Below are 26,586 nucleotides of genomic sequence, written 5' to 3'. Positions count from 1 at the left end.
CGCGGGCCGTGAGTTTTTCAATACGGACGTTTCAGGCACTATTTTTTGCCGTTGCCGTTATAAAGCGCATAGAAATAGTGCTCGACCTGCTCAAGACTTCTTCCCCGGGTCTCGGGAATAAACTTCACAACAAAAACAGAACCGCCGATGCCGATAGCCGCGAATATAAAGAAGGCTCCGGACAGACCAAATGCGGCTAATAACAGCGGGAAGGCCATGGAGATGGCGAAATTGGCGATCCACAGCGAGAAGACTGCGCCACCCATACAGATGCCACGCATCCGTGCGGGAAAGATTTCCGACAGCAGCAGCCAGGTAACAGGAGACAATGCGCCCTGCTGGAAGCAGAGGAACATCAGCATGCCCGCCAGCACCAGATAAGCCCGCAGCAGGTTGACCGTGCCGTTGAGGTATTCCGGCATCAGCCAGCAGACCAGCCCGATAAAGAACAGGCAGCAGGTGCAGCCCATCTGTCCGATTAACACCAGCGGACGGCGCCCCACTTTGCCGATTAACCAGATGCCCGCCAGCGTCATCACCACTGAAATCACGCCATTGGCGATGGTGGCGAACAGCGCGGCATCGTTGCTCAGTCCGGCGGCGGTCAGCATGGTGGGGGCGTAATACATAATGGTATTCACCCCGGTCAGCTGCTGGATGGCGGCAATACCCACGCCCAGCAGGAAGATTTTCATCAGCCAGGGTGTGGCGAGATCGCGCAGGCGGCCTTTACCTCGCTGACGGTTCTCTTCAATGGTTTCCTCAATCTCTTCCAGCTCCCACTCGACATCTTCGGCGGCACGGGTTTTTTCCAGGACCTCGCGCGCTGCCTGACTGCGGCCTTTCATTACGTGCCAGCGCGGGGTTTCAGGCATAAAAATCATGCCGATCCAGAGCAGAACAGCGGGGACAATCGACAGCGCCAGCATCCAGCGCCAGGTATTTTCGCCGCCCCAGATATCGTTAAAGGTGGCGTTGGAGATGTACGCCAGCAACTGACCGCTGACGATCATCAGCTCCTGCAGGGTGACCAGCTGGCCACGTTTATTGGCGGGGGCGATTTCTGCGATGTAGACCGGCACGGTCGCGGCAGCACCCCCCACGGCAAAGCCCAGGAACAGGCGAGAAGCGATCATCCAGGTGACATCAGGCGCCAGCGCCGAGCCGACAGCGCCAAAAGCGAAGATAAGCGCCAGCGCAATGATAATGCGTCGTCTGCCGAGGCCATCCGCCAGATGACCGGCTGCCAGCGCGCCGAAGGCTGCACCAAACAGCAGGGAGCTTGTGACCAGCCCGGTAGTAAATGGGGTGAGATGCAAATCGCCGCGCATAAACAGTAATGCGCCTGAGACTACACCGGTGTCATAACCAAACAGCAATCCACCCAGGGTGGCGACCAGCGCAATAATCTTCACAAAAGGCTCGGTGCGGGTGGTGCTATTTGGACCGGATGCCGGGTTCGACGAGATATAAAGTTCTTTTTCCATGAATACTCCTGGTAATAACGGCAAAGACAAAACGTCAGAACATGAAGAAGACATCACCCTACTGATATTTTTATTTCGGGTTAAATTATATTTGAAACTTAGTTTTCATTATGTGAGCTCAACCCTTCCGCCATTTTTATTTTGATGGGATTCCATCAGGGCGAAAATAAAAACATTAAATTTAAGCGGGTTATAGGGTCGATTGATAAGTTACCGGCGGTTCAGGCAGGGCAGAACAGGGGGGAAATCAGCGTCTGGAAAGAGTAAATGATCGCAGTCAGGATGAAACATCCCAACCGCGATAAACAGATAGCAGGGTGGGTTAGCGGATTTCCAGCGCGGTGAGCGCCGATAACAGTGCATCGACCTTAGGCAGGAACTGTTTACGGCGTGGCCACACCACGCTCAGCGTCAGCCCCTCGGGCTGCAACTGCGGCAAAATTATCTCCAGATCGCCCTGTTTCACGGCATGCTGAATCAGCCACGAGGGCATTTGTGCCACACCCAGCCCGGCGATGACAGCCTGCAGCTGGGCATCGACGTCGCCCAGTGCCAGCCGGTACGGCACCTCGCGCCAGTGCGGCTGACCATCTTCGGTGGTGAACAGCCAGGGTTTGGTGCTGCCATCTACACGCTCATAAAGGATGGCGCGGTGGTTCAGCAGCGCCGCCTCATCTTCAGGTCGTCCTTCACGTGCCAGATAAGCGGGTGAGGCACAGAACTGCATCTGCTCGCGGCCCATATTACGCCAGCCAAGCGAAGCAGGCAGGTCGGGCGCGCCGCCGATCCGTACCGCCACATCCACGCCCTCTTCAAACAGGTCAACAAAGCGGTCAGAGAAACTCAGGCTCAGAGCCAGTTCCGGGTGTTGCTGACAAAAGGGCATCAGCAGCGGCATCACATTGAGGCGGCCATAGGTGGTGGGCACTGCCAGGCGCAGGCGACCGGAAGGAATCGTTCGCTGTGCCGCCAGCACCGCTTCGGCTTCGGCCAGATCCTCCAGAATGCGCAGGCAGGTCTGGTAATAGGCGCTGCCCGCGTCGGTGAGGTGCAGGCTCCGTGTGGTGCGCTCCAGCAGTCGCGAGCCTAATCGTGTCTCCAGGCGGCTGACGCTTTTACTGATCGCCGATCCGGTCACGTGCAGACGCTCCGCAGCGGCGGTAAAACTGCCACACTCTACGCTGGCAACAAACGGCAGAATATCTTTGAGGCGATGATCGTGCATCGATTAATGAACTCAGGTTGAGAATGCTGTGAATAAATGCCAGAGATAAGAACTGAATTCTCTATTAGGCTTAGCATTACGCAAAACGAGGAGAAATCAAATGAAAAAGCATGCTTTGATTGTGGGCATCAGTGGCGTTATTGGTCGCGGACTGGCAGATAAATTACAGAAGGAAGGCTGGCAGGTCAGCGGTCTGTCACGCGGACGTGGCGCGGTACCTGAAGGTGTCACCAGCCTGACGGCCGATCTGACCGATGCGGATGCCGTCCGTGACGCGCTGAAAACAGTGAAACCGGATGCACTGTTCTTTAGCGTCTGGGCGCGTCAGGAAAATGAAAAAGAGAATATCCGCGTTAACGGCGGCATGGTGCGGAATGTGATTGAAGCACTCGGCGACCGCTTACAGGGTTCGCACGTGGCGCTGGTGACCGGGCTGAAGCACTACCTGGGTCCGTTTGAAGCTTACGGCAAAGGTGCTGTGCCAGTCACGCCGTTCCGTGAAGAGCAGGGCCGTCAGCCGGTCGATAACTTCTACTACGCGCAGGAAGATGAAGTGTTCGCTGGTGCAGAGAAGTATGACTACCGCTGGAGTGTGCATCGCCCACACACCATCATCGGTTATGCCGTGGGCAATGCGATGAATATGGGTCAGACGCTGGCGGTCTACGCAACGCTGTGTAAAGAGAAAGGCTGGCCGTTTATCTTCCCTGGCTCACCTGAGCAGTGGAACGGTGTCGTTGATATGACCGATGCGGGCCTGCTGGCTGAGCAGCTGCACTGGGCGGCGACCTCACCTAATGCCGCTAATCAGGATTTCAATGCGGTAAACGGCGATGTGTTCCGCTGGAACTGGATGTGGCCAAAACTGGCTGACTATTTCGGCATTGAAGCAGCGGAATACCCGGCGCAGATGATGCCGCTGGAAGATCGCATGCAGGAAGCCGCCAGTGCGTGGCAGGCGATTGCAGAGCAGCATCAGTTGCGTGAATCGGATGTCACCAGACTGGCTTCCTGGTGGCATACCGATGCCGACCTGGGACGTCCGATGGAAGCCTTTACCGATATGAGTAAGAGCCGCAAAGCGGGCTTCACCGGCTATCGCAGCACGCTCGACTCCTTTATTCAGCTGTTTGATAAGCTGAAAGCGGAAAAAGTGATCCCGCAATAACCCAGCAGGCGCCGCATCAGGCGCCTGTTTTGTTTCTGACTGATAGCTATACTCTGGCACTCAATCAGTAAATAGAGGATTGGATCCTATGGCGACATGTTTCATTATCGGCGCAGCGGGCAAAGTGGGCCAAAAGCTGACTCGTCAGCTGAGCAGTAAAGGCCATACAGTGACGGCGCTGCACCGCAAACCGGAACAGGCAGAGACGCTGCAGTCCGCAGGTGCTAAACCGGTGGCTGGCGATATTCAGCAGCTGAGCGTGACGGCACTGGCAGATCTGATGACCGGTCACGATGTGGCTGTCTTCACGGCGGGTGCGGGCGGTGCCGGGATCGAGCTGACCAATGCCATTGACGGAGAAGGGCTGAAGCTGGCGGTTGCCGCAGCAGAGCAGGCGGGGGTATCACGCTTTATGCTGGTTTCCGCTTTCCCGGATGCGGGCCGCGGTAAAACTCCCTCAGAGGGATTTGAGAATTACATGCGGGTGAAGCGTCTGGCGGATGCGGAGCTGGTAGCGAGTAAGCTGGAGTGGGTGATCCTGCGACCGGGTACGCTGACCGATGAAGCCGGTACCGGCCGGGTTCATGCCGATCTGGCGATTCCGTATGGTGAGATCCCGCGCGAAGATGTGGCGGCGACACTGGTCGGCCTGATTGAAAATCCGGCGATTAAGTATCAGATCATCGAACTCACCAAAGGTGATGTGCAGATTGATGTGGCGTTGCAGCGGTTGCAGCGGGGCTAAGTAAGGCTCGTTATCACAGCCAATACGCCTGAATGCGTAACAAATTAAAGCCCCGGAGTCGGGGCTTTTTGATTTGTTAACGCAGGATTTTACTAACGCATGTGCTACTTAACGCATTTCGCGCAGTGCGCGCGCTCAATGTGCTGGAAGAAGTCGTTACCTTTGTCATCGACCAGGATAAAGGCAGGGAAGTTCTCCACCTCGATTTTCCAGATCGCTTCCATTCCCAGCTCGGGATACTCCACGCATTCCAGACTTTTAATGCTCTGCTGCGCCAGCACCGCTGCCGGTCCACCAATGCTACCGAGATAGAAGCCGCCATGTTTATGACAGGCATCCGTCACCTGCTGGCTGCGATTGCCCTTGGCCAGCATGATCTTACTTCCGCCGTGTGCCTGAAGCAGATCCACGTAGGAATCCATACGACCGGCAGTGGTCGGGCCGAGTGAACCAGAAGCATAACCGTCAGGCGTCTTCGCCGGGCCAGCGTAATAGACCGGATGATCTTTGATGTACTGTGGTAATCCTTCGCCGTTATCGATGCGCTCTTTGAGTTTTGCATGTGCAATATCGCGCGCCACGATAATAGTGCCGGTCAGTGACAGGCGGGTTGAAACCGGATAAGAGGACAGTTGCGCCAGAATCTCTTCCATTGGGCGGTTGAGATCAACCTGCAACGCTTCACCTTCGCCCTGCTGGCGCAGTGCTTCCGGGATCAGGCGGCCTGGGTTGGCTTCCAGTTTCTCAATCCAGATACCTTCACGGTTAATCTTCGCTTTGATGTTACGGTCAGCCGAGCAGGAGACGCCCATACCGATCGGGCAGGAGGCGCCGTGACGTGGCAGACGCACCACGCGGATATCGTGCGCAAAATATTTGCCGCCAAACTGCGCACCCAGACCGAGCTGTTGCGCCGCTTCCAGCAGTTCCTGCTCCAGCTGAACGTCGCGGAACGCCTGACCGTGCTCGTTGCCTTCAGTGGGCAGCCCGTCGTAATAGTGAGTTGAGGCGAGCTTCACGGTTTTCAGGGTGCTTTCTGCCGAGGTGCCGCCGATGACAAACGCAATATGGTAGGGCGGACAGGCTGCGGTGCCGAGGGTACGCATCTTATCCACCAGGTAATTTTTCAGCTTGCCCGGACTCAGCAGCGCTTTGGTTTCCTGATAGAGATAGGTTTTATTGGCGGAACCGCCACCTTTGGCGATACAGAGGAACTTGTACTCATCGCCATCCACGCTGTAGAGGTCGATTTGCGCTGGCAAGTTAGTGCCGGTATTCACCTCTTTATACATATCCAGAGCGGCATTCTGCGAATAGCGCAGGTTATCTTCGATATAGGTGTTGTAGATACCCTGTGACAGCGCAGCTTCATCACCGCCGCCGGTCCAGACGCGCTGGCCCTTTTTGCCCATGATGATCGCGGTGCCGGTATCCTGACAGGTTGGCAGCACGCCTTTAGCGGCAATTTCAGAGTTCCTTAAAAACTGCAGGGCGACATATTTATCATTGTCGCTGGCTTCCGGGTCATCAAGGATGGAGGCGACCTGCTGCTGGTGGGCTGGACGCAGCATAAAAGAGGCGTCGTGGAACGCCTGCTGGCTCAGTAACGTCAGTGCCTGTGGATCGACTTTAAGGATCTCCTGACCCTCAAACTCGGAGACGGAGACATGCTCACGACTCAGCAGATAGTATTCGGTATCTTCGTGGGACAGCGGGAAAGGGTTCTGATAGATAAAAGGCTTGTTCGACATTTTTTCTCACTTAATGACCGGCTGAACCTCCGCGGACAGGCTGCGGGGCGCAACATCATAGGCGAATTAATTGTTTATTATGCTTCCCCACCGCGGGTGCGGTGGGGAAGTGCAGGAATGGTATCTTATAACGCGTTGATCTGCATGTTGTATCCGTCAGAACAACCACACCATCCACGGATAGGCAATCAGCATCATGGAGCCTAAGAAGATGGCACCGAAGATGGTTCCCAGACGCCAGTAGTCTTTGGTAGGCAGATAACCGCTGCCGTAGTAAATCGGGCTTGGGCCGGTGCCGTATGGCGTGATGATGCCCATCACACCCAGAGAGGTACACAACATCAGGCAGAAGACCGGCATATTGATACCCGGAATGGAGGCTGCAATGGTCAGCATGGCCGGTAACAGCGCGGTGGTGTGTGCGGTGGTACTGGCAAACAGGTAGTGCAGCAGGAAGAAGGCGATTAACAGCACCACGGCCGAAACCTGTGGGTCATAACCCTGCAGCAGCATGCCACCCTCTTTACCTAACCAGGTAATAAAGCCAACGCGGGCCAGACCATCGGCCAGTGCCACCAGGGTGGCGAACCAGGCAAAGGTGTTCCAGGCCGGTTTATTACTGGTGATGTCATTCCAGGTCAGTACGCCGGTCCACAACATCAGAACGACCACCAACAGCGCCGCCATGGCAGGTTCGATCCACGAGGTGGCGAAAATCCACATCAGCAGTGCACAGACTACAAACACCAGCAGCAGGATTTCATTGCGGGTCAGTCTGCCCAGTTTTTCCAGTTCAGCGATGGCCCATTTCGGCACTTCATCATTGATTTTAACTTCAGGTGGGTAGAACCAGTAAGCCAGCAGCGGCATGGTCAGAATCAGCAGCACACCCAGCGGCAGGAAGGCCAGGAACCACATGCCCCATGAGATATCAAAACCGACGATGCTTTTTACCAGTGCCAGTGCCAGCAGGTTGGGTGCCAGCGCAGAGAGGAACATGGAGCTGGTAATACAGGCCGCAGTAATCGCTACCCACATCAGATAGGAACCGATTTTACGGGCGCTCGGGTCGTTAGGTTTAGAGCCGTAAAGCGGCGGCAGGTTGGCAATAATCGGGTAGATGGTACCGCCACTGCGCGCGGTGTTTGACGGCGTAAAGGGCGCAAGAAGCAGGTCAGCAAAGGTAATGGCATAACCCAGCGTCAGACTGCGGCGACCCAGATACTTCACCAGAATCAGGGCCAGGCGGCGACCAAACTGCGTTTTGTCATAACCTGCGGCGAACATAAAGGCACCGAAGATCAGCCAGACCGTGGAGTTGCCGAACCCACTTACCGCCCATTTGAACGACTCACTGGCGACTTTGAATTTCGGGTTAGCCAGTTCAGCCGGGCTGAAGAGCAGAAACTGGCTGAACAGCGCGATGACTACCACGCCGGTCAGGCCGATCACCGCGCCTGGCAGGGGTTCAAAGATCAATCCGACAATCACGCCGACGAAGATGGCGAAGAAGTGCCAGGCGTAGGGTTCGAGTCCGGCTGGTGTGGGCACCAGCAACAGCAACACGGCAACGAGCACCGGCAGAGCAAGCATGATAGCTTTCTTTTTACCCGGCGCCGCAGGTGCGACTTTTGGGGGTTCAGTTACAGCTGAGAGTGGTTTCATAGTATTTTATCTGCAAGTTAAGAAGAATGCGATTTGCGCCCCGGACCTTCACTGATGACTTTCTTTCTTATTCTTAATAGTGTGAATAAACCGCGATGCACTGATTTTTTAATCGACTGCTTAGCTATTGAGCTGCATTTTTAAATCCATGTAAATATGATGCGATTTTTGCAAATATAGATTTTGATCCAGATCAAAGAAATTAATTCATTATTCCCCATTTTTAACATTTATTTTTTATTTATATTTACGGCATCGACATTTTGACAGTTCTGTGAAGCTGGTCGACAAATCACCAGCTCACGCAAACTGAATGCCTTGCTTTAACTGCTTGATGATAAACGATTTATTTTTTATGTAAACGAATGGTTGATTTTTGGTTACCCATGGTTAACAATTAATATAACTTCACTTTATGCATTCGGCAAATAAAAACTCTAAATCATTTAAAAGTTAAAAAAGTAAATTTATCGCTTATGAAAGCAAAGAAAAGGGTATATTAGTCTCATGACATCGGACCACTTAATTAAGCGATAATTTGCGTCCGCTAAAAAATTTCCAGACTTTTAAATCTTGGAGTTTATCGCAATGAAATCTCTCACCCCCATCCTTAATCCACTGACCCTGCCTAATGGCGCTGTGTTGAAAAACCGACTGGTAATGGCGCCGATGACCACCTGTACCGGTTTTTATGACGGTACGGTCACCAGTGAGCTGGTCGAGTACTACCGCGCACGTGCAGGCAGCATCGGAACCGTAATCGTTGAATGCTGCTTTATTGACAACCGTGGCCCGGCATTTCCGGGTGCCATTGCTATCGACAGCGACAACAAAATTCCTGGTCTGAAACGCATCGCGGACGCGATTAAATCTGAAGGCTCTACGGCCATTTTGCAGATCTATCACGGCGGCCGTATGGTCGAACCGGAGCTGATTGGCGGCAAAACGCCGGTTGCGCCAAGCGCCATCGCGGCACCGCGTGAAGGGGCAACCAAACCCCTGGCGCTGAGCGCCGAAGAAGTCGAAACCATGATCACCAAATTTGGTGATGCGGTGAACCGCGCCATCAAGGCCGGTTTCGATGGCGTCGAAATTCATGGTGCTAACACCTACCTGATTCAGCAGTTCTATTCGCCGAACTCTAACCAGCGCGATGACAAGTGGGGCGGCAGCCGCGATAACCGCGCACGCTTCCCGCTGGAAGTGCTGGAAATCACCCACAAGATGGCTGAGCGCTTCGCCCATAACTCTTTCATCATCGGCTATCGCTTCTCGCCGGAAGAGATCGAAGTGCCCGGCATTCGCTTTGACGACACGCTCTATCTGCTGGAAAAACTGGCGGCGCGCGGCCTCGATTACGTCCATTTCTCGGTAGGTCAGCTGCTGCGTCCGTCAATTGTCGATACCCAGGACCCGACGCCGCTGATTGAGAAATTCGTCGCGATGCGTTCGCCTGTGCTGGCAAAAGTGCCGGTGATTGGTGTTGGCGGCGTCGTCAATAAAGCCGATGCCGAGCTGGCGCTGGAGAAAGGCTACGATCTGGTGGCGATTGGTAAAGCCTGTATCGCTTATCCGAACTGGGCTGACCGAATCATCAATAACGAACACCTCGATCTCTACATCGACAGCAACAAACGTGAAGAGCTGCAGATCCCGGAACCGCTGTGGCGCTTCTCCCTGGTCGATGCGATGATCCGCGACATGAGTGAATCGGGCCGTAAATACAAAGCGGGCGTCTATCAGGAAAAAGTCGAAGCCGAAGCGCTGAAACTGAAAATCAACGTCACGCTGGATACTGACCGTATCACTGACATCTCGCTGGTGCCGGATGACACCCTGGATGTGGACTTCACTACTACCTTTGAAAGCCTGCGTAGCCGCATCCTGGTGGCCAACAGCCCGCACGTCGATGCGATTACCGGTGCGACGACCCAGAGTGAGGCGCTGAAAAAAGCGGTTTCACGCGCGCTGACCACCTCCAGCAAAGAGCATGTGATTGAAGAGGGCGGCAACCCTAACGCACCGCAGAATTACGATGTGGTGATTGTGGGCAGCGGCGGTGCCGGCCTTGCGGCGGCGATTCAGGCGCACGATGAAGGAGCGCGCGTGGTCATCATCGAGAAGATGCCGACCATTGGCGGTAACACCATTAAAGCCTCAGTGGGCATGAACGCCGCGGAAACCCGTTTCCAGAAACTCAAAGGCATCGAAGACAGCAAAGAGCTGTTCTACGAGGAGACGCTGAAAGGCGGTCAGTTTAAAAATAATCCGGTGCTGCTGCGTGAGTTTGTAGAGCTGGCGCCGGAGGCGATTGAGTGGCTGGCGAATCACGGCATTGAGCTTAACGACATCACCATTACCGGCGGGATGAGCATCGATCGTACCCACCGTCCGGCGGATCGTTCAGCGGTGGGTGGTTTCCTGATCAGCGGTCTGGTTAAAAACATCAACAGCCGCAACATCGAAGTCCTGCTTGAAACCTCAGTCTCAGAAATCCTCTATGAGAACGGCGCGGTAGCGGGTGTGAGAGTGGTCGATGAGTACAACGACAGCCGTATCCTGAACGCGAAAAGCGTGATTGTGGCGACCGGCGGATTCAGTGCGAACCGTGAACTGGTAGTGAAATATCGCCCTGAACTCGATGGCTTTGTCACCACCAACCAAAAAGGTGCCACCGGCAGCGGTATTGCCATGCTGGAAAAAATTGGTGCCGGTACCGTGGATATGGGCGAAATACAGATTCACCCAACGGTTGAACAGACCACCTCTTATCTGGTCTCCGAATCCATTCGTGGCGGCGGTGCTATCCTGGTCAGTCAGGCGGGTGAGCGCTTCTACAACGAAATGGAAACCCGCGATAAAGTCTCGGCGCAGATTATCGCCTTGCCAGAGAAGAGTGCCTGGATTGTGTTTGACGAGCAGGTGCGGATGAATAACAAAGCGGCTGACGAATATATCGCCAAAGGCTTTGTGGTCAGCGCGCCAACCGTGGCAGAACTGGCGGTGAAACTCAACATGAGTGAGCATCATACGCTGGAAGCCACGCTGGCCCGTTACAACAACTTCGTTATCATGCAGAAAGATGAAGACTTCGGTCGTCAGACCGCGCTGCGTCATCCTCTGAGTGAAGCACCGTTCTACGCGATTCGTGTTGCACCGGGCGTACACCACACCATGGGCGGCGTCACCATCGACACCACCACCGCGGTGCTGGACAGCCAGAAACAGGTGATTAACGGCGCCTGGGCCTGTGGCGAAGTGGTTGGCGGCATTCACGGCGCGAACCGCATCGGCGGTAACGCAGTCGCCGATATCATTATCTTCGGCATTCTGGCCGGTGGTAACGCCGCCGCTTACGCCCGACGTTAAGGGTCGTCTCCGGCATCCGCGCTCTGCGGATGCCGCTCTTTTCTCTCTAAAGCAGAGTCGCCTATGTTAACTGATGCGCGTGTCTATGCTTACTCCGCTGTCTTAATGGGTTCACCCATCCTGCTCAAACTCTTCAACGATAATCAGACCCTGGCCGGACAGGTCTTCCGCCTGATTAAACAGCAGGAGAATCTCTTCACGGTTAACCGCGCGGCGTCGGAAGTGATGGCGATTAATCACGCGGCAGGGCAGCATCCGGTGGTCGTCAGTCAGCCGGTGTTTGACCTGATCGCCTGCGCGCATGAGGTGAGCCTGCTGCCCGACAGCCTGTTTAATCTGGCAATCGGCCCGCTGGTGAAGTGCTGGAAAATCGGCTTTCAGGGTCACAGTGTTCCATCAGAGACAGAACTTCAGGCGCGTATGGCGCTGACGAATCCGCATGACGTTATTCTTGATAACGCAAGCCGCAGTGTCATGCTGGCCCGGCCGGGGATGGAGATCGACCTGGGCGCCATCGCCAAAGGCTATATCGCCGATGTTGTGCAGGCTTTTTTGCGCCAGCAGCAGGTCAGCAGTGCGCTGATTAATCTGGGCGGAAACGTGCAGACGGTGGGTGCGCCGCCAGAAGAGGCGGGCTGGGCAATCGGCCTGAAAAAACCGTTTGGTGAGGCCGATGAGCTGATCGGGGTGATCGGGGTGAATAATCGCTCGGTGGTGACATCCGGTATCTATGAGCGTTATTTCGAGCTGGATGGCGTCTGTTATCACCATATCCTCGACCCGCGTAGCGGTTATCCGCTGGATAACGACCTGCTGAGCGTCACCGTGATCTCTGACCGTTCACTGGATGGCGACATCTACACCACGCTGCTTTACGGCCTCGGCGTTGAAAAGGGCATTGCCTGCCTGGCGGAGCAACCGGGCATTGAAGCGATATTTGTGACCCGTGACAGGCAGGTGATCTGCTCGTCACAACGTCACTTTTCTTTTCAGTTACTGGACACCGATTACCGGCTGGTTCACTGACAATATTGTTTGAGTAAAGTGTGATACTCCGGCTGCAGGCGATAGCGATAAACCGGACGGCCCGTGACCCCATAATGAATGCTGGTGAACAGAATATTAATCTGCGCCAGCCAGATCAGATACTTGCGGCAGGAGACGCGGGAGATATTCACCTCGGTTGCCAGTTCGTCGGTGGAGAACTCGGTACCCGGGTGGGCGTCGATCCACAGACACAGGGTGCGCAGGGTCTGCGGTGTTAATCCTTTCGGCAGTCGCTTCTGCTCGCTGGCCCCCGGCGGATTGCCATGCAACAACTGATCAACGTCCGACTGCTGATAGAACTGGTGATTATCCATCAGCGATTTTTTCTGTCGCCAGCCAGTCAGCGCCTCTTCAAAGCGGGCAAACTGGAAAGGCTTGATCAGATAATCCACCACACCGTAGTTGAGTGAGGTTTTGATGGTGGCGGCATCTGCTGCTGACGAGATAATAATCACGTCAACCGGACGTCCTGCGCTGCGCAGTTCCGGCAACAGGTCGAGACCGTTCTCCTGCTGCATATAGATATCCAGCAGGATCAGATCAACCTGAGGTTCGGCCTGCGCCAGCCGCTCTTTGGCCTGCTGTAAGGTTGAGGCGGTGCCGCAGCAGGTAAAGCCTGGGATCTGCCCGATATAACAGCGATTCAGCTCGGCTACCATGGCGTCATCATCGACAACTAACACATTGATCATTGGGTAATCATTCCTCTCTCCCACGGAAGTTGTACTAAGAATTGGGTGAATACACCCGGTTCCGACTCGACACTGACACTGCCGCCCAGGCTTTCGGTCTGCTGCTTAACCAGAAACAATCCGACACCGCGATCTTCGCCTTTTGACGAGACGCCACGCTCAAAAATGGCGCTGAGCTGCGTACCGCCGATCCCGGGTCCGTCATCACTCACTTCACAGGCTAACCAGCCATTCTGATAATGCAGCATGAGGTGGATCTCCCCTTCGGTTTCCGGGTCCAGCGCCTCAAGCGCATTTTCAATTAAATTGCCCAGCACCGTAATCAGTACCGCGCTCTGCTCCTCGCTGCCGCAGTCGGGCAGAAAACTCGCCTCATCGATAATCAGCTGATGGCCTTCATCGGTCACCCGGTTGATTTTGCTGAGCAGGAAACCCGCAATGATGGGCGATTTGATCTTTTGCAGCAGCGAACCAATCTCCGTCTGATAGGCGTTGGCGGTTTTCAGGATGTACTCTTCCATCTGCGCATAGTTTTTCATATGCAGCAGGCCCAGAATGACATGCAGCTTATTCATGAACTCATGGGACCGTTCACGTAACGCGTCTACATAGTTTACCATGCCGTCCAGACGCTGCATCAGCTGGCTGATCTCGGTCTTGTCCCTGAAGGTGGTCACCGCGCCGATAATGCGGTCACGACTGCGAACCGGCACGGTATTGCTGATCAGGATGCGATTACCCAGCGTCAGCTCCTGATCGTGCCAGGCTTTACCCGCATGCAGCGCATCCTGCTGATGGCGGTGCATCACGCTCTCTTCAGCAATCAGATCGCCGCTTAACGGCATCTTGCGGGTAGTCTCATGCAGTAGCTGCTGCGCCGCGTGGTTAATCAGGCTGACGCGCGACTCATCGTCGACCGCAATCACACCCTCTTTAATTGAATTGAGGATCGCCTGACGCTGCTCGAACAGGCTGGAGATTTCATGCGGCTCCAGCCCGAGCAATATGCTCTTCAGGCGCCTGACCAGAATAAGAATCCCCAGCAGGCCAACCAGGCCGCCAAATAAAACAGTCCAGACGATGTTCCAGCGGCTTTTGGCAATCTGCGCCGCCACATCATTCAGCGCGATGCCGATCGCCACCACACCAATCTGCTGATGCTCTGCGTTATAAACCGGGGTAAATACCCGCAGTGCCTCTACCAGCACGCCGTGATTTACCGCCACATTTTCCCGCCCGCTGAGTGCCGGATAGATATCGTTGCCGACAAAATGTTTGCCAATCACCGCCGCGTTTGGGTGTGAAAAGCGAATGCCACGCATATCCGTCACCACCACAAACAGCAGGCCGTTGCGTTTGCGCGCGGCTTCAGCCAGTGGCTGAATCTGGCTGCTGCCATCCGGTAACAGCAACCCACGCTGGACTTCAGGGCTGTCTGCCAGAGTGCGTGCCACCGCCATCGCCTTATCTTTAAGATGCGACTGAGCAAAGTTATCGATCTGCACAAAATAGAGCAGATGGACAGCAAGCAGCACGGTGACGATAACTGCAGTCATCATCAGGGTGGTCAGGGTACTGAGTTTCATGGGTCGTTTAGTCACGGCATGTCGGTTCTGTGGTTGGCTTGTCATTGGCGTTCAGCACGGGTGGAAGATCGCCCGGAAACATACGCTAACTGACCGCATCAGTACAGTTTTAGCGGTCTGCGCGCGGGCAATCGCCGGAGAACAATATTTGTGTTAGGGGATTGTATAATTCAAAGGACACCCTTAAGGTGTGGTTAAAATATGTGAGCAATTCGGTAAGCCTTTTGTAATTAAACTAAGGCTAAATTGCTATTTTTAATTTTATAACTATTTTCACATTAACTCACAAATAACATTATTTTAAACTTTAAGGACTTTTTTTAACCAATACCGTCTGAGCTGTAGATTAAAATGATGAATTCAAAGAAAGTTATCCCCACTCTTTCCCTCGCGGCCTTGTTAGTTTCTTCAGCACTGCATGCTGAAACTTCACCAGAAAAAACCGACGTCCTGTTAATTGGTGGCGGCATCATGAGCGCCTCAATGGGCACCATGCTGGAAGAGCTGCAGCCTGGCTGGAAACAGATCATGGTTGAGAAGCTGGATGGTGTGGCACTGGAATCCTCTAACGGCTGGAACAACGCCGGTACCGGTCACTCTGCCAATATGGAGCTGAACTATACGCCAGAGCGTAAAGACGGCTCGATCGACGTGACGAAAGCGCTGGAAATTAACGAAGCCTTCATGGTTTCACGCCAGTTCTGGAGTTCGCAGGTCAAAGAGGGTGTGATGCACGATCCACGCTCTTTCATCAACTCAACGCCACACATGAGCTTCGTCTGGGGCGACAACGTCGACTTCCTGACTAAACGCTATGCGGCGTTACAGAAAACCGCGCTGTTCCAGGGCATGAAGTTCTCTACCGATCACAAGCAGATCGAGCAGTGGGCACCGCTGGTGATGGAAGGTCGTGATCCTCAGCAGAAAGTGGCCGCAACCTGGACGCCAGTTGGCACCGACGTAAACTACGGTGAAATTACCCGTCAGCTAATCGGCAGCCTGAAGAAGAATGACAACTTCCGTCTGGAAACCTCGTCTGAAGTCACCGATTTCAAACGTAACGGTGATAACTCGTGGCACGTCACCATTAAAGATGCCAAAAATGGCAACGAGCGTGCGGTTGACGCGAAATATGTCTTTATTGGTGCTGGCGGCGGCGCGCTGAAATTACTGCAGAAAACCGGCATCCCGGAAGCGGAAAACTATGCAGGCTTCCCGGTCGGCGGTTCATTCCTGGTAACGGAAAACAAGGCGATTGCCGCTCGTCACCTGGCGAAAGTCTACGGTCAGGCGTCTACCGGTGCACCACCGATGTCCGTTCCGCATCTGGATACCCGTTATCTGGATGGCAAACGCGTCGTACTGTTTGGACCGTTTGCGACCTTCTCAACCAAGTTCCTGAAAAATGGTTCACTGTTTGACCTGCTGAGCACCACCACTACTCATAACATCGTGCCAATGACCGATGTGGGTATGGATAACTTCGACCTGGTGAAATACCTGGTTGGCCAGGTGATGCTGACAGAAGAAGATCGCTTTGAAGCGCTGAAAGAGTACTACCCGGACGCGAAGAAAGAGGACTGGAAACTGATTCAGGCCGGTCAGCGCGTACAGATCATCAAGAAAGATGCTGACAAAGGTGGCGTGCTGAAACTGGGTACAGAAATTGTGACCGATCAGCAGAAAACCGTGGCGGCACTGCTGGGTGCTTCTCCTGGTGCATCGACCGCTGCGCCTATCGCGTTAAGCGTGATGCAGAAACTGTTCCCGGAAGAGTTTAAGTCAGCGGAATGGCAGGCTAAGATCCACAAGATGATCCCAGGTTACGGTCAGAAACTGAATGACAACGTGCCGATGCTGCAGCAGGTATGGAATGACACCGCTGCGACTCTGCAACTGACCACGCCGCCGGTTATCAACATGGATGGCAAAGCAGCCGAGGCGCCAGCAGCACAGCCTGAGCAGGCAGCGCCTTCAGCGAAGCACGACATGGCGCTGTAACAGCGACCTGACGTAAAAAAAGCCCGCACAGGTTATCCTGCGCGGGCTTTTTTATTGCCGCGTTGTCTGCCCGTTACTCCGGCTGGTTACCGCGCCAGTTGCCCCAGGGATCTTCTGCGGGTGCTTGATCCGCCTCTTCAGACGGTGCTTCGCGGGAGGCCGGTTTCTCTTTTAACGAGGCGAGATAAATCGCTTCGACTTCAGCCCGCGCCCAGGGCGTGCGCCGCAAAAACTTCAGGCTTGATTTAACACTCGGATCGCTTTTAAAGCAGTTAATGTTGATCCGTTTTCCCAGCTCCGCCCAGCCATACTGCGCGACTAAACTGTTTATCTGCATCTCCAGCGTTACGCCATGCAGAGGATCTTTTGAGGTTTGTGCGTTCATCATCTATCCGCCTGATTCATTCAATGCCGCACATCCTGACAATCGTAAAGCCGTTGTGCAAGGCGTGAAGGTGAAAAAGGGCATGCCGTGGCGCGTTAAGCGCAGATTTATGTGTCTGAGTTAACGTGACAGGCAGAAGAGTGCGCAGGCGTGCGGCGATTGTGCTAATCATAAGCGACTGATGATGCTCAAAAAGGATCCCCTGCCATGTCTGTGCCCGTCGATAATCTGCTCAGCTCCGCCAGCCGTAAACGTGCTCTGATTGCCGGTTCGGTAGGTAATTTCATTGAATGGTATGAGTTTGCCGTCTATGGCTTTCTTGCCACCGTGATAGCGCAGAACTTTTTCCGGCTGGAAGGGGAGTCAGCGCTGACCGGGCTTCTGCTGACCTATGCGTCATTCGCCATCGCCTTTTTCTTCCGTCCACTCGGTGCAATCATTTTCGGCCGGATGGGTGATCGCATCGGGCGCAAACCCACGCTGATATTTGTGTTGATCATGATGACGCTGGCGACGGCGGCTATCGGCCTGGTGCCCACCTATGCCCAGTTGGGAATCCTGGCGCCACTGATCGTGACCGGTCTGCGCATTCTGCAGGGCCTGTTCGCGGGGGGTGAGTATGGCGGGGCGGTATCGCTGATGACCGAGTTTGCACCGCGTGGTAAGCGGGGCCTTTATGGATCGTGGCAATCTTTTACTGTGGCGCTGGGATTGCTGGCAGGCGCGGGCATCGTGGCGCTGCTCTCGCTGCTGCTGTCGCCTGAGCAGATGCTGAGCTGGGGCTGGCGCATCCCGTTCTTCATTGCCCTGCCGCTGGGTGTTATCGCGCTCTGGCTGCGGGTTCAGATGGAGGAGACCCCGGCGTTTATTCAGCAGCAGGCAAAACCCGTTGCAAAAGTTGACGCCAGCCTTGGCGATACGCTGAAAACGATCCTGCTCGGTATCTGTCGGCTGATGGTCTGGTCGGCGGCCGGTTACACCTGGCTGGTGATTATGCCGACGTACCTGCAGGCATCGCTGCACACCGGTTTTAACCAGGCGTTGCTGATTGCGGTGATATCGAACCTGGGCTTTGCTGCCACCATCATCCCGGCCGGGATGCTGAGTGACAGGATTGGCCGCCGTGCGGTGATGGTGACGGCGGCGGTATTGCTGCTGGTGCTCTCTCTGCCGCTGCTTAACATACTTCAGGCAGAGAGCACCGGACTGCTGCTGAAAGCGCTGGTGGTGTTTATCGCGGGCGGAGTAGTCGGGTTGCTGGCCGGACCGGGGCCTGCAATGCTGGCAGAGATGTTCCCGACGCGGGTGCGTTATACCGGACTGGGTCTGGCCTATTCGCTTTCTAACGCGGTGTTTTCCGGCTGTGCCGGATTAATCATCACCGGGTTGATTAAACAGACCAGTAATCCCGATATCCCCGCCTGGTATGTGATGGCGACTGCGCTGGTCAGTATTGTTGCGTTGATGACCCTGAACAAAGATGACCATCTGCGGCTGCTGGATGAGCCACCGTCGCGCTAGGTTGGGGCAAGCGAGCCGAGCGGGAAATTCAGGCTGTTGAAGTACCATGCAGCCTTTTTTGGCAGGTCTGCCGGGAATGGCAACAAACCAGCCTGCTTATCAGGAATGCAGCTGTAATATCACCGGCGTAACGTGCCGCTCTGTTCAGGCCGATGTAACAGGGTTTTATCCCGTAAGCGATTCAGCCGGATCAAAGTTTCTGGTCTTCACGCTTCATCAACACCGTCAACAGGTCTGAAACCATAGCGGATGCTGGGGAGAAGGATTCAGACAAGGTCATTCACTTTGCGATGATGGCAAACTGAAAACCTGATCGCGGCAATTAACTTTATGAGCATGGTTGTCGGCAATAATGATGACAGCAGCCATAATCATACCGAGAAGAATGATAACTATTTTACGCAGGAGCATAAGCGTTAATTCCTGTGAAATTAAACTATTCTTATCTGTAATATGTTATTCACTGTTATCAGTGACTTAACTTAAGTGTTGATTAATTATGGCTGAAGTAAAATCTTTATTTATTGATCGCGATGCGGTTTTCCAGACTCTGCTGAAATAAAGGCGTCATGCAAATTATAAAATAAACGAAATCTAAATGAGGGAATAAAAGCTGTTAATTTATCTTGTGTCTGTTTGACTGAAAAGGGTTGAACCTGTATGGCTTCAGGCTGTGAAGAGGAAAAGCTGAATAACGGCCCACAGTTGAACACTGCGGGCAGCACGCTGGACCCGGTCGGGACTCATCCGACAACCGGATCCCGCTGGTGGCGGTCACATCACTAACTTTAAACAGATTACAGACTGAGAACGGTGTCGTCAGATTTCTGTTTCTCCGGCTGAGTGATGAAATCTTGTGCCAGATCGGCGACGATGGCTGCAACGGTTCGCACCGATTTGATCATCGAGATGCCGGTGCCTGTCGAAACAACGCCTTTGTCAAGATTGCCCAGTCGCATCGCCTGCCATAAAGAGTGGTAGCCATTCATTGCAGTGAACAGGGTTTCACGGTCAGCGCCGTGCGCATCAAGTTCTGCCAGCCTGGGGCTGAGCGGCGTTGGCAATGTCCGGTAATAAGCGGGCAGGGTGCGGAAAAGTAGCAAATCTTCTGCGCTCGATGAAACAATCAGCTGCTTAACCTTCTCATCCGCCGGGTTCTCCTGCGCGGTTAAAAACAGGCTGCCTATCCAGACGCCTTCTGCACCTAACGCCATGGCTGCACGCACGCCACGCACATCCCCAATGCCGCCTGCCGCCAGCACCGGAATTTTCACACTGTCAGCGATCATAGGCACGATGCTGAACGTTCCGATAATGCGTGATGGCACGGTGCCGCCTTCATCAAATCCGGTGGCGACAATGATATCGGCGCCAAGCTTTTCAGCCTGCTGAGAATTCGCTACGTCAGGCGTCAGCGCACGATAAAGGATTTTGATGCGATGTTGTTTCAGAAAATCGAATATTTCGGCATCAAGCACTTCATTAACTAAAACGACATCTACCTTCTCTTCAACAAACATTTCAGCGGTGGGCCGCCAGAAACTCATATCCGGCCCATTGATCAGGGTTGCCCCAAAAGGTTTATCGGTCAGCTGTTTGGTTTTTCTGATTTGCTCACGCATGCGCTCCAGCGCCATGAAACGAGAGTCTGGCAATGTATCCTGCCCGGCGTTGGGGCCAATTATGCCTAATCCGCCTGCGTTTGATACTGCGGCAACAAACGTTGCATTGGTCAGAAAGTACATGGGTGCCTGAATAATGGGATAGCGAATATTCAGAATTTCTGTCACACGGTTTTTCATCGCTTTTTCCTTATCCGGATACGGTGTAGCCAGACTTATTCGTTAGAAATAAGAATTTTTTACGGCCCGTTTTATTTTTATTCTCTTAGCCAAAACAGGGAGTTTAATAGTTGAAAATAAGAAGTAAACGGTCAGAATTGGGTACATGTTTGCCAGATATGGAAAGATAATGGATCTCAACGCGACAAAACTCTTTATTGCAGTCGTTCAGGCAGGCAGCTTTTCAGCGGCAAGCGAGAGAACGGCTATCCCCATCTCTACGCTGGTGCGGAAAGTGAACGAGCTGGAGCAGGCACTGGGTGTGCAGTTACTGGAGCGATCAAAGAAAGGGGTCAGGCCGACCTACAAAGGACAACAGTTCTTTGAGCAATCGCGACCTGGCCTGGAATTGCTGGAAGAGGCCACCAAAACGGTCAGGTCTGCGCACAAACTGGCGGGCAAACTGCGAATATCGGTGCCGCCTGACTTCACCATCTGGTGGGAATTGCTGCATGCGTTTCAGCAACGCTATCCTGATATCAAAGTGTTTTGCCACTCAGGGGAAAGAGTGGTGGATCTGTTTGAAGATGGCATTGACGTGGCACTCAGGCTGGGCGAGTTGCATACCGAGGATGTAATTGCGAAACCGGTTATGAATGTCGAGGCATGGTTTGTTGCCACGCCTGAACTGGCTGAACGCTTTGGACATCCGCAGACGCTGGCGGCGCTGGCGACGTGTCCGATAGCCAGCTGGGAAGGGCTTAACAGTGGTTCCTTTGAGTGGGTATCCGGAGACGAGAAGGTAAAGTTTGAGCCGTTTTTTTCCTCTAACAACACGCAGGGCCTGCGCCACTATGCACTGAGCGGTGCCGGGGTATCGCTGTTGTTTGATTTTTTAGTTAAACCTGATGTGGAGAGCGGGAAGCTGGTGCGGCTGCTGCCCAGTTATCCGACTCACTCGATGCCCTTACATCTGGTCTATGTCCGGCACAAACATCCTTCAGCCATCACACTCGCGTATCTGGATTTTTGTGCTGAATGGGTAAGTCAGTACAAGATCGGCTAGGGGCTACACAAAAGGGGCAGAGGCGGAGGTGTCCGGCAAACCAGCGCACAGGCGCTGTGGCCTCACCGATGAATGAAAGGGATAAACACATAAAAAGAAAAGGCGCCCTGAGGCGCCTCTGATAGTGACCCTGATGCCAATATTTACACCAGCTGCTGTGCCGTGGTTTCCACCAATGTCAGCAACACTTTGATATCTTCCAGAGTCACTGTCGGATTCAGCAGGGTCATCTTCAGGCAGGTCACGCCATCGAACTCGGTTACACCAACGTTGGCGCGGCCCGATTCCAGCAGGGCATCACCGATGCGCTGATTCAGCAACGCAATATCCGCACTGCTGAAGTGCGCCAGATGCGCCGGACGATAGCGGAACAGCACGCTGGCCAGCTGCGGTTTCATCACCAGCTCCAGCGCAGGCTGCTCATCAACGTACTGTGCAACCTGCTGTGCCAGCGTCACACCGTGATCGATGATTTCGGCATACTGTTTCTGACCCAGCGCTTCCAAGCCCATCCACAGTTTCAGTGCATCGAAACGGCGGGTGGTCTGAAGGGATTTGGATACCAGATTCGGTACACCCTGCGCTTCATCAAACTCAGAGTTCAGATAGGCCGCCTGGTAGCGCATCAGCTCATAGTGGCGCGCTTCCTTCAGCAGGAAAGCACCACAGCTGATGGTCTGGAAGAACTGCTTGTGGAAGTCCAGGGTAATGGAATCGACCAGCTCAATGCCATCCAGATAGTCACGATACTTTTCTGAGAGCAGCAGCGCGCCGCCCCAGGCCGCATCGACGTGCACCCAGATGTTCTCTTCGGCCGCCAGCGCCGCGATTTCGCGCAGGGGATCGATCGCACCAGCATCGGTAGTACCCGCCGTGGCAACAATCGCCAGAATGTTTTCACCGTTGGCTTTGGAGGCTGCCAGCTTGTGGCGCAGGTCATCCATATCCATGCGGGCAAAGCGATCGCATTTCACCTGCGTTACGGATTGATAGCCCAGACCCAGCAGCGCCATGTTCTTCTGAACCGAGAAGTGCGCATTCTCTGAACAGAAGACTTTAATCTTCTTCAGATCGCCGGTTAAACCATCCTGCTGAACAGAATGACCCTGGCGGGCAAACCAGGCATCACGCGCCAGCATCAGACCCATCAGGTTGCTCTGGGTGCCGCCGCTGGTGAAGACACCCGCGTCGCCGGACTGATAACCGACCTGGGAACGCAGCCACTCAATCAGCTTCATCTCAATCAGAGTGGCTGAAGGTGCCTGGTCCCACGAATCCATACTCTGGTTGGTGGCGTTAATCAGCACTTCCGCCGCCTGGCTGATAACCAGGCTCGGGCAGTGCAGATGCGCCACGCACTGCGGGTGATGAACCGACAGGCTGTCTTTGAGGAAGTACTCAATGGCGCGTTCAATCGCGGCCTGGTTGCCCAGGCCCTGAGGATTGAAGTCCAGCTTAATGCGCTCGCGCAGCTCTGCGACGGTTTTTCCCTGATACATCTCAGGTTGTTCCAGCCACTTCACGACGGCCGCGCTACTCTGGGCAATCGCCTGCTGGTAGGCCTCGGTACTCTGTGCTGAGGCCGCCAGAATCGGGTTTAACCGGGACATTGCATTCACTCCACTCAAACTGGTTTCACGCCAGCTGACAGCAGGGCGTTTTCAAATTTATCCATAAACACGTCCAGTTCTGCATCTGTGATCAGCAGGGAAGGCAGCAGACGTAATACGCTGCCGTGACGTCCGCCACGCTCCAGAATCAGGCCGTTCTCAAAACATTTTTTCTGTACCAGCGCGGAGAGCTCGCCGTCTGCCGGGAAGCTGCCCATGTGATCAACGGCTTCGTCAGGTTTCACCAGCTCAATGCCGATCATCAGGCCCAGACCACGCACGTTGCCGATTACCGGGTAGCGCTGCTGCAGCTCGCCCAGTTTGCCTTTCAGCCATTCGCCCTGTGCAGCGACTTTGTCAGCGATGTTGTTATCTTTCAGCAGTTTCAGCGTAGTCAGGCCGGTCGCCATTGCGAGCTGGTTGCCACGGAAGGTGCCGGTGTGGTGGCCAGGAGACCAGGCGTCGAACTCTTTCTTAATGCCCAGTACCGCCAGTGGCAGACCGCCGCCGACCGCTTTTGACATCACGATGATGTCCGGCTCAATACCGGCGTGCTCAAAGGCGAAGAATTTACCGGTACGGGCAATGCCCGCCTGCACTTCGTCGATGATCAGCAGAATGCCATGCTCTTTGGTTACTTTACGGATGCGCTGCAGCCACTCAGCCGGAGCCGGGTTAACACCGCCTTCGCCCTGAACTGCTTCCAGAATGACGGCTGCCGGTTTGCGAACGCCGCTCTCAACGTCGTTGATCAGGTTTTCGAAGTAGTAGGTCAGCGCTTTCACGCCCGCTTCACCGCCAATGCCCAGCGGGCAGCGGTAGAGGTGCGGATAAGGCATGAACTGCACTTCCGGCATCAAGCCGTCGACGGCTTCTTTCGGTGACAGGTTGCCGGTAACAGACAGCGCGCCGTGGGTCATGCCGTGATACGCACCAGAGAAGCTGATGATGCCGGAACGACCGGTGTGTTTTTTCGCCAGTTTCAGCGCCGCTTCAACGGCATCCGCGCCCGACGGGCCGGTAAACTGCAGGCAGTACTCTTTGCCCTGACCCGGTAATAACGAGAGCAGATACTCAGAGAACGCATCTTTTAACGGCGTGGTTAAATCAAGAGTATGTAACGGCAAGCCGCTGGTAATGACATTTTGAATGCTCTGCAGAACGTCTGGATGGTTATGACCCAATGCCAGCGTTCCGGCACCTGCAAGACAGTCGAGATACTGATTATTCTCGACGTCTGTGATCCAGACACCCTGTGCTTTCGCAATCGCGAACGGCAATTTGCGAGGATAACTTCGAACGTTTGATTCAAATTCAGCCTGACGGGCTAAATAGGTTTCATTGGTTGCGTTTAAGTTCTGTGCATTCAAACTATCAATACGGACTTTATCCGTCATCATATCTCTCCTACAACCGGGACGGGCGTAGCGTCGCAGTTGAATAAATGTATTTAAATGGGGGTATGTGTTTTAAGCGCGGCCAATATAGGTGTTTTTAAGGTCCGACTCAATGTTTAATTTTATCGGCAGATAACATATTCTTTGCTATAGGAATCAATCATTTGGTGAGATTATGAACGCATACATTATTGCCGCTTCGCTAGTCCTTTGTTAATAAGTGGCGTAAAAACACCAGCTTACCCGGCGCGGGGCGTGCTAAGTCAATGATAATAATCTGTGTAAATAGCTGTTTACGGGGCAAAACGCTATCAAAAAGGAGCCTTTTCAGATGGAAAAAGCATAAGTCAGTTTGACTGAAGAAGCCGCATTTATAGCGGGTTAAAAGCGCAGACCAATTAAAATAATAAACCTTTTATTAACATTTAATTAAAATCTGGCGTTGTTAAAGCCTTTATAACGCGTCAGATCCACATTACGACAGGAGATGATCAATAAACTGCGTTAAGTCAGCCATCCCTTCGCTTGCCTTTTTCTCCGACGGATTGATGGTCAGCAAATCGGCATAGCCGTTAAGCATCGCACTGATTTGCCGGGCGGTGCGCGGTATATCGGCACAACGCAGCGTTCCATCTGTGACGCCGTCACGAATTATCCCCTCCACCAGCGCCTGCCACGCTGCCGTCATTTGTTCTGCCAGCGCGGCATAGGCTTCGTGATGCGCAGCCATCTGCCAGAATGAAGCATAAAGTTGCCAGGTTGCATCCGGTGCGCTCGGCAGATGACTTTCGAACAGCGTCAGCAACCTCTGGCGGGGTGTGAGTAGAGTCAGGGAGTCAGCAAAATTTTCTAAATCCACGTGCATAAAGCGTTCAAGCGCTGCCAGGCAGAGCGTCTGCCAGTTGCTGAAATAGTGATAAATATGACTGCGTGAAATGCCCACCGACTCAGTGAGTTCCCGAGTGGTCACTTTTTCGATCCCTTTCTCGATAAATAACACTATCGCGGCATCCAGGATTTTGGTTCTCAGTGCTTCAGCTGACTCTTTCATCTCTCTCTCAATGAGTGTCACGTTGACTTTGAGCAACTGCTCAAATAGACTGCTTTTCGTTCTTGAGCAACCGCTCAAGACTCATGATATCAGAAACAGAAACTATGCATTCCTCAAAAACGATCCTGCCGGTAGCAAAACCCCGCAGCGCTATTCTGACATTAAAAATGCTCGGCCGTCGCCATAGCCGCAAGCTGTTCCTCACGCTGCTGCTGGTGGTGGCGGAAAATGTCATGTATCTCCTCTATCCGCTGCTGGCGGGCTTCGCTATTAATTCGATTCTCTCCGGCAGGACCTGGCATGCGGTGCTCTATGCGGTGATGGTGTTTACCATGTGGGCCATCGGAGCGGCACGACGCAGCGTCGATACCCGCACCTTTGCCCGTATTTACGCCGGGCTGGCCGTGCCGGTGATTGTGGCACAGCGTAGCGAAAACCAGAGCGCGTCAACCATTGCCGCGCGGGTGGCCTTGTCACGCGAGTTTGTCGACTTTTTTGAGAAACATCTGCCGGTGCTGATTACCTCGCTGGCCTCTATGACCGGTGCCGCGGTGATGCTGCTGGCTATCGAGTTCTGGACCGGCGCGAGCTGTCTGGCGATCCTGTTGTTCTTCGCCTGTTTCCTGCCGGGATTTACCCGCAAAAACGATATGCTGTTTGGTCGTCTGAATAACCGGCTGGAGAAAGAGGTGAGCTTTGTCAGCAACGCTAACGCTGCGTCACTGGACCGTCATTATGGCGTGCTGGCCAGCCTGCGGATCCGTCTCTCCGATCGGGAAGCCTGGGGTTATCTGGCCATCGGTAGCGTGGCAGCGCTGCTATTTGCTGTCACCATTGCGGTAATGTCGAACCGTGGCGGGACCAATGCGGGTCACATCTATTCGGTGATGACCTATATGTGGATGTTTGCCATGAGCCTGGATGATGGCCCACAGCTGCTGGAAAAATATTCCCAGCTGAAAGACATAGGTCGCCGGGTGAATACCGGCACACACTGATTTGGCCGATTCAGCCGCTGCCTTCTTTTCGGCGTTGTCTC

Annotated in this window: 20 protein-coding genes; 8 read left to right on the top strand and 12 right to left on the bottom strand. The window is 53.9% G+C overall.

Annotated features, from left to right (window positions below):
• Positions 1–38 precede the first annotated feature (38 nt).
• Together AFL22_RS13435 and AFL22_RS13430 are read right to left on the bottom strand one after the other, a co-directional pair.
• Positions 39–1,487, bottom strand: coding sequence for a sugar porter family MFS transporter (locus AFL22_RS13435; RefSeq protein ID WP_010247279.1), 1,449 nt, complete (start codon positions 1,485–1,487; stop codon positions 39–41).
• A 322-nt stretch (positions 1,488–1,809) separates the two neighbouring features.
• Entirely contained in the window at positions 1,810–2,712 is a 903-nt protein-coding gene (locus AFL22_RS13430) for a LysR family transcriptional regulator (protein ID WP_010247278.1), read from the bottom strand.
• Between the two features lie 100 nt (positions 2,713–2,812).
• On the opposite strand from AFL22_RS13430, the gene AFL22_RS13425 reads away from it, so the two are divergent.
• Both AFL22_RS13425 and AFL22_RS13420 read left to right on the top strand, forming a co-directional pair.
• The gene (locus AFL22_RS13425; protein ID WP_052271591.1) at positions 2,813–3,880 is read left to right on the top strand and encodes an SDR family oxidoreductase; all 1,068 of its coding nucleotides are present in this window, start codon (positions 2,813–2,815) and stop codon (positions 3,878–3,880) included.
• A gap of 88 nt (positions 3,881–3,968) precedes the next feature.
• Complete coding sequence (locus AFL22_RS13420) at positions 3,969–4,625, top strand: SDR family oxidoreductase (protein ID WP_033786953.1); 657 nt, start codon at positions 3,969–3,971, stop codon at positions 4,623–4,625.
• Positions 4,626–4,729: 104 nt separating this feature from the next.
• On the opposite strand, the gene fumA is transcribed toward AFL22_RS13420, so the two are convergent.
• Positions 4,730–6,376 carry a class I fumarate hydratase FumA gene (fumA, locus tag AFL22_RS13415; RefSeq protein ID WP_052271590.1) on the bottom strand — a complete coding sequence of 549 codons (1,647 nt, stop codon included), beginning with the start codon at positions 6,374–6,376 and terminating at the stop codon, positions 4,730–4,732.
• A 156-nt stretch (positions 6,377–6,532) separates the two neighbouring features.
• Positions 6,533–8,041 carry an anion permease gene (locus AFL22_RS13410; RefSeq protein WP_010247273.1) on the bottom strand — a complete coding sequence of 503 codons (1,509 nt, stop codon included), beginning with the start codon at positions 8,039–8,041 and terminating at the stop codon, positions 6,533–6,535.
• A 588-nt stretch (positions 8,042–8,629) separates the two neighbouring features.
• Between AFL22_RS13410 and AFL22_RS13405 the strand changes: the two genes are divergently transcribed.
• Both AFL22_RS13405 and AFL22_RS13400 read left to right on the top strand, forming a co-directional pair.
• Positions 8,630–11,410, top strand: a complete 2,781-nt coding sequence (locus AFL22_RS13405) for a flavocytochrome c (RefSeq protein WP_052271630.1) — start codon at positions 8,630–8,632, stop codon at positions 11,408–11,410.
• A 63-nt stretch (positions 11,411–11,473) separates the two neighbouring features.
• Entirely contained in the window at positions 11,474–12,436 is a 963-nt protein-coding gene (locus AFL22_RS13400; protein ID WP_052271589.1) for an FAD:protein FMN transferase, read from the top strand.
• Here the strand turns inward: AFL22_RS13400 and dcuR are convergent.
• Positions 12,430–13,149 carry a two-component system response regulator DcuR gene (gene dcuR, locus AFL22_RS13395; RefSeq protein WP_009093030.1) on the bottom strand — a complete coding sequence of 240 codons (720 nt, stop codon included), beginning with the start codon at positions 13,147–13,149 and terminating at the stop codon, positions 12,430–12,432. The genes AFL22_RS13400 and dcuR overlap by 7 nt on opposite strands.
• Positions 13,146–14,735: a DcuS/MalK family sensor histidine kinase gene (gene dcuS, locus AFL22_RS13390; RefSeq protein WP_052271588.1), complete on the bottom strand. Its 1,590-nt coding sequence runs from the start codon at positions 14,733–14,735 to the stop codon at positions 13,146–13,148. The genes dcuR and dcuS overlap by 4 nt, the downstream gene beginning before the upstream one ends.
• Positions 14,736–15,086: 351 nt before the next feature.
• Here dcuS and mqo point away from each other — a divergent pair, with 351 nt between their 5' ends.
• A complete protein-coding gene (gene mqo, locus AFL22_RS13385) occupies positions 15,087–16,736 on the top strand; it encodes a malate dehydrogenase (quinone) (RefSeq protein ID WP_052271587.1) in 1,650 nt (549 codons plus the stop codon).
• 73 nt (positions 16,737–16,809) lie between these two features.
• Here the strand turns inward: mqo and AFL22_RS13380 are convergent, their stop codons facing one another.
• Positions 16,810–17,121, bottom strand: a complete 312-nt coding sequence (locus AFL22_RS13380; protein WP_052271629.1) for a VF530 family protein — start codon at positions 17,119–17,121, stop codon at positions 16,810–16,812.
• 207 nt (positions 17,122–17,328) lie between these two features.
• Between AFL22_RS13380 and AFL22_RS13375 the strand changes: the two genes are divergently transcribed.
• Positions 17,329–18,642: an MFS transporter gene (locus AFL22_RS13375; protein ID WP_052271586.1), complete on the top strand. Its 1,314-nt coding sequence runs from the start codon at positions 17,329–17,331 to the stop codon at positions 18,640–18,642.
• Positions 18,643–18,918: 276 nt separating this feature from the next.
• Here AFL22_RS13375 and AFL22_RS24655 read toward each other — a convergent pair whose 3' ends face one another.
• Complete coding sequence (locus AFL22_RS24655) at positions 18,919–19,053, bottom strand: hypothetical protein (RefSeq protein ID WP_254920067.1); 135 nt, start codon at positions 19,051–19,053, stop codon at positions 18,919–18,921.
• A gap of 386 nt (positions 19,054–19,439) precedes the next feature.
• Complete coding sequence (locus tag AFL22_RS13370) at positions 19,440–20,444, bottom strand: nitronate monooxygenase (RefSeq protein WP_052271585.1); 1,005 nt, start codon at positions 20,442–20,444, stop codon at positions 19,440–19,442.
• Positions 20,445–20,613: 169 nt separating this feature from the next.
• Here AFL22_RS13370 and AFL22_RS13365 point away from each other — a divergent pair, with 169 nt between their 5' ends.
• The gene (locus AFL22_RS13365; RefSeq protein ID WP_052271584.1) at positions 20,614–21,489 is read left to right on the top strand and encodes a LysR family transcriptional regulator; all 876 of its coding nucleotides are present in this window, start codon (positions 20,614–20,616) and stop codon (positions 21,487–21,489) included.
• Positions 21,490–21,632: 143 nt separating this feature from the next.
• Here AFL22_RS13365 and AFL22_RS13360 read toward each other — a convergent pair whose 3' ends face one another.
• The 3 genes from AFL22_RS13360 to AFL22_RS13350 all read right to left on the bottom strand — a co-directional run bounded on the left by AFL22_RS13360 (position 21,633) and on the right by AFL22_RS13350 (position 25,547).
• Positions 21,633–23,099, bottom strand: coding sequence for an aspartate aminotransferase family protein (locus tag AFL22_RS13360; RefSeq protein ID WP_010247242.1), 1,467 nt, complete (start codon positions 23,097–23,099; stop codon positions 21,633–21,635).
• A gap of 14 nt (positions 23,100–23,113) precedes the next feature.
• Positions 23,114–24,499: a diaminobutyrate--2-oxoglutarate transaminase gene (locus AFL22_RS13355; RefSeq protein WP_010670319.1), complete on the bottom strand. Its 1,386-nt coding sequence runs from the start codon at positions 24,497–24,499 to the stop codon at positions 23,114–23,116.
• Between the two features lie 472 nt (positions 24,500–24,971).
• The gene (locus AFL22_RS13350) at positions 24,972–25,547 is read right to left on the bottom strand and encodes a TetR/AcrR family transcriptional regulator (RefSeq protein WP_052271583.1); all 576 of its coding nucleotides are present in this window, start codon (positions 25,545–25,547) and stop codon (positions 24,972–24,974) included.
• 104 nt (positions 25,548–25,651) lie between these two features.
• Here AFL22_RS13350 and AFL22_RS13345 point away from each other — a divergent pair, with 104 nt between their 5' ends.
• Entirely contained in the window at positions 25,652–26,545 is an 894-nt protein-coding gene (locus AFL22_RS13345) for an ABC transporter six-transmembrane domain-containing protein (RefSeq protein ID WP_052271582.1), read from the top strand.
• Positions 26,546–26,586 lie beyond the last annotated feature (41 nt).

The organism is Pantoea sp. CFSAN033090, assembly GCF_001264395.1.
Taxonomy (GTDB): Bacteria; Pseudomonadota; Gammaproteobacteria; order Enterobacterales; family Enterobacteriaceae; genus Pantoea; species Pantoea agglomerans.
The sequence above is the reverse complement of the archived record's forward strand: the minus strand, read 5'-3'. Positions and strand labels throughout refer to the sequence as shown.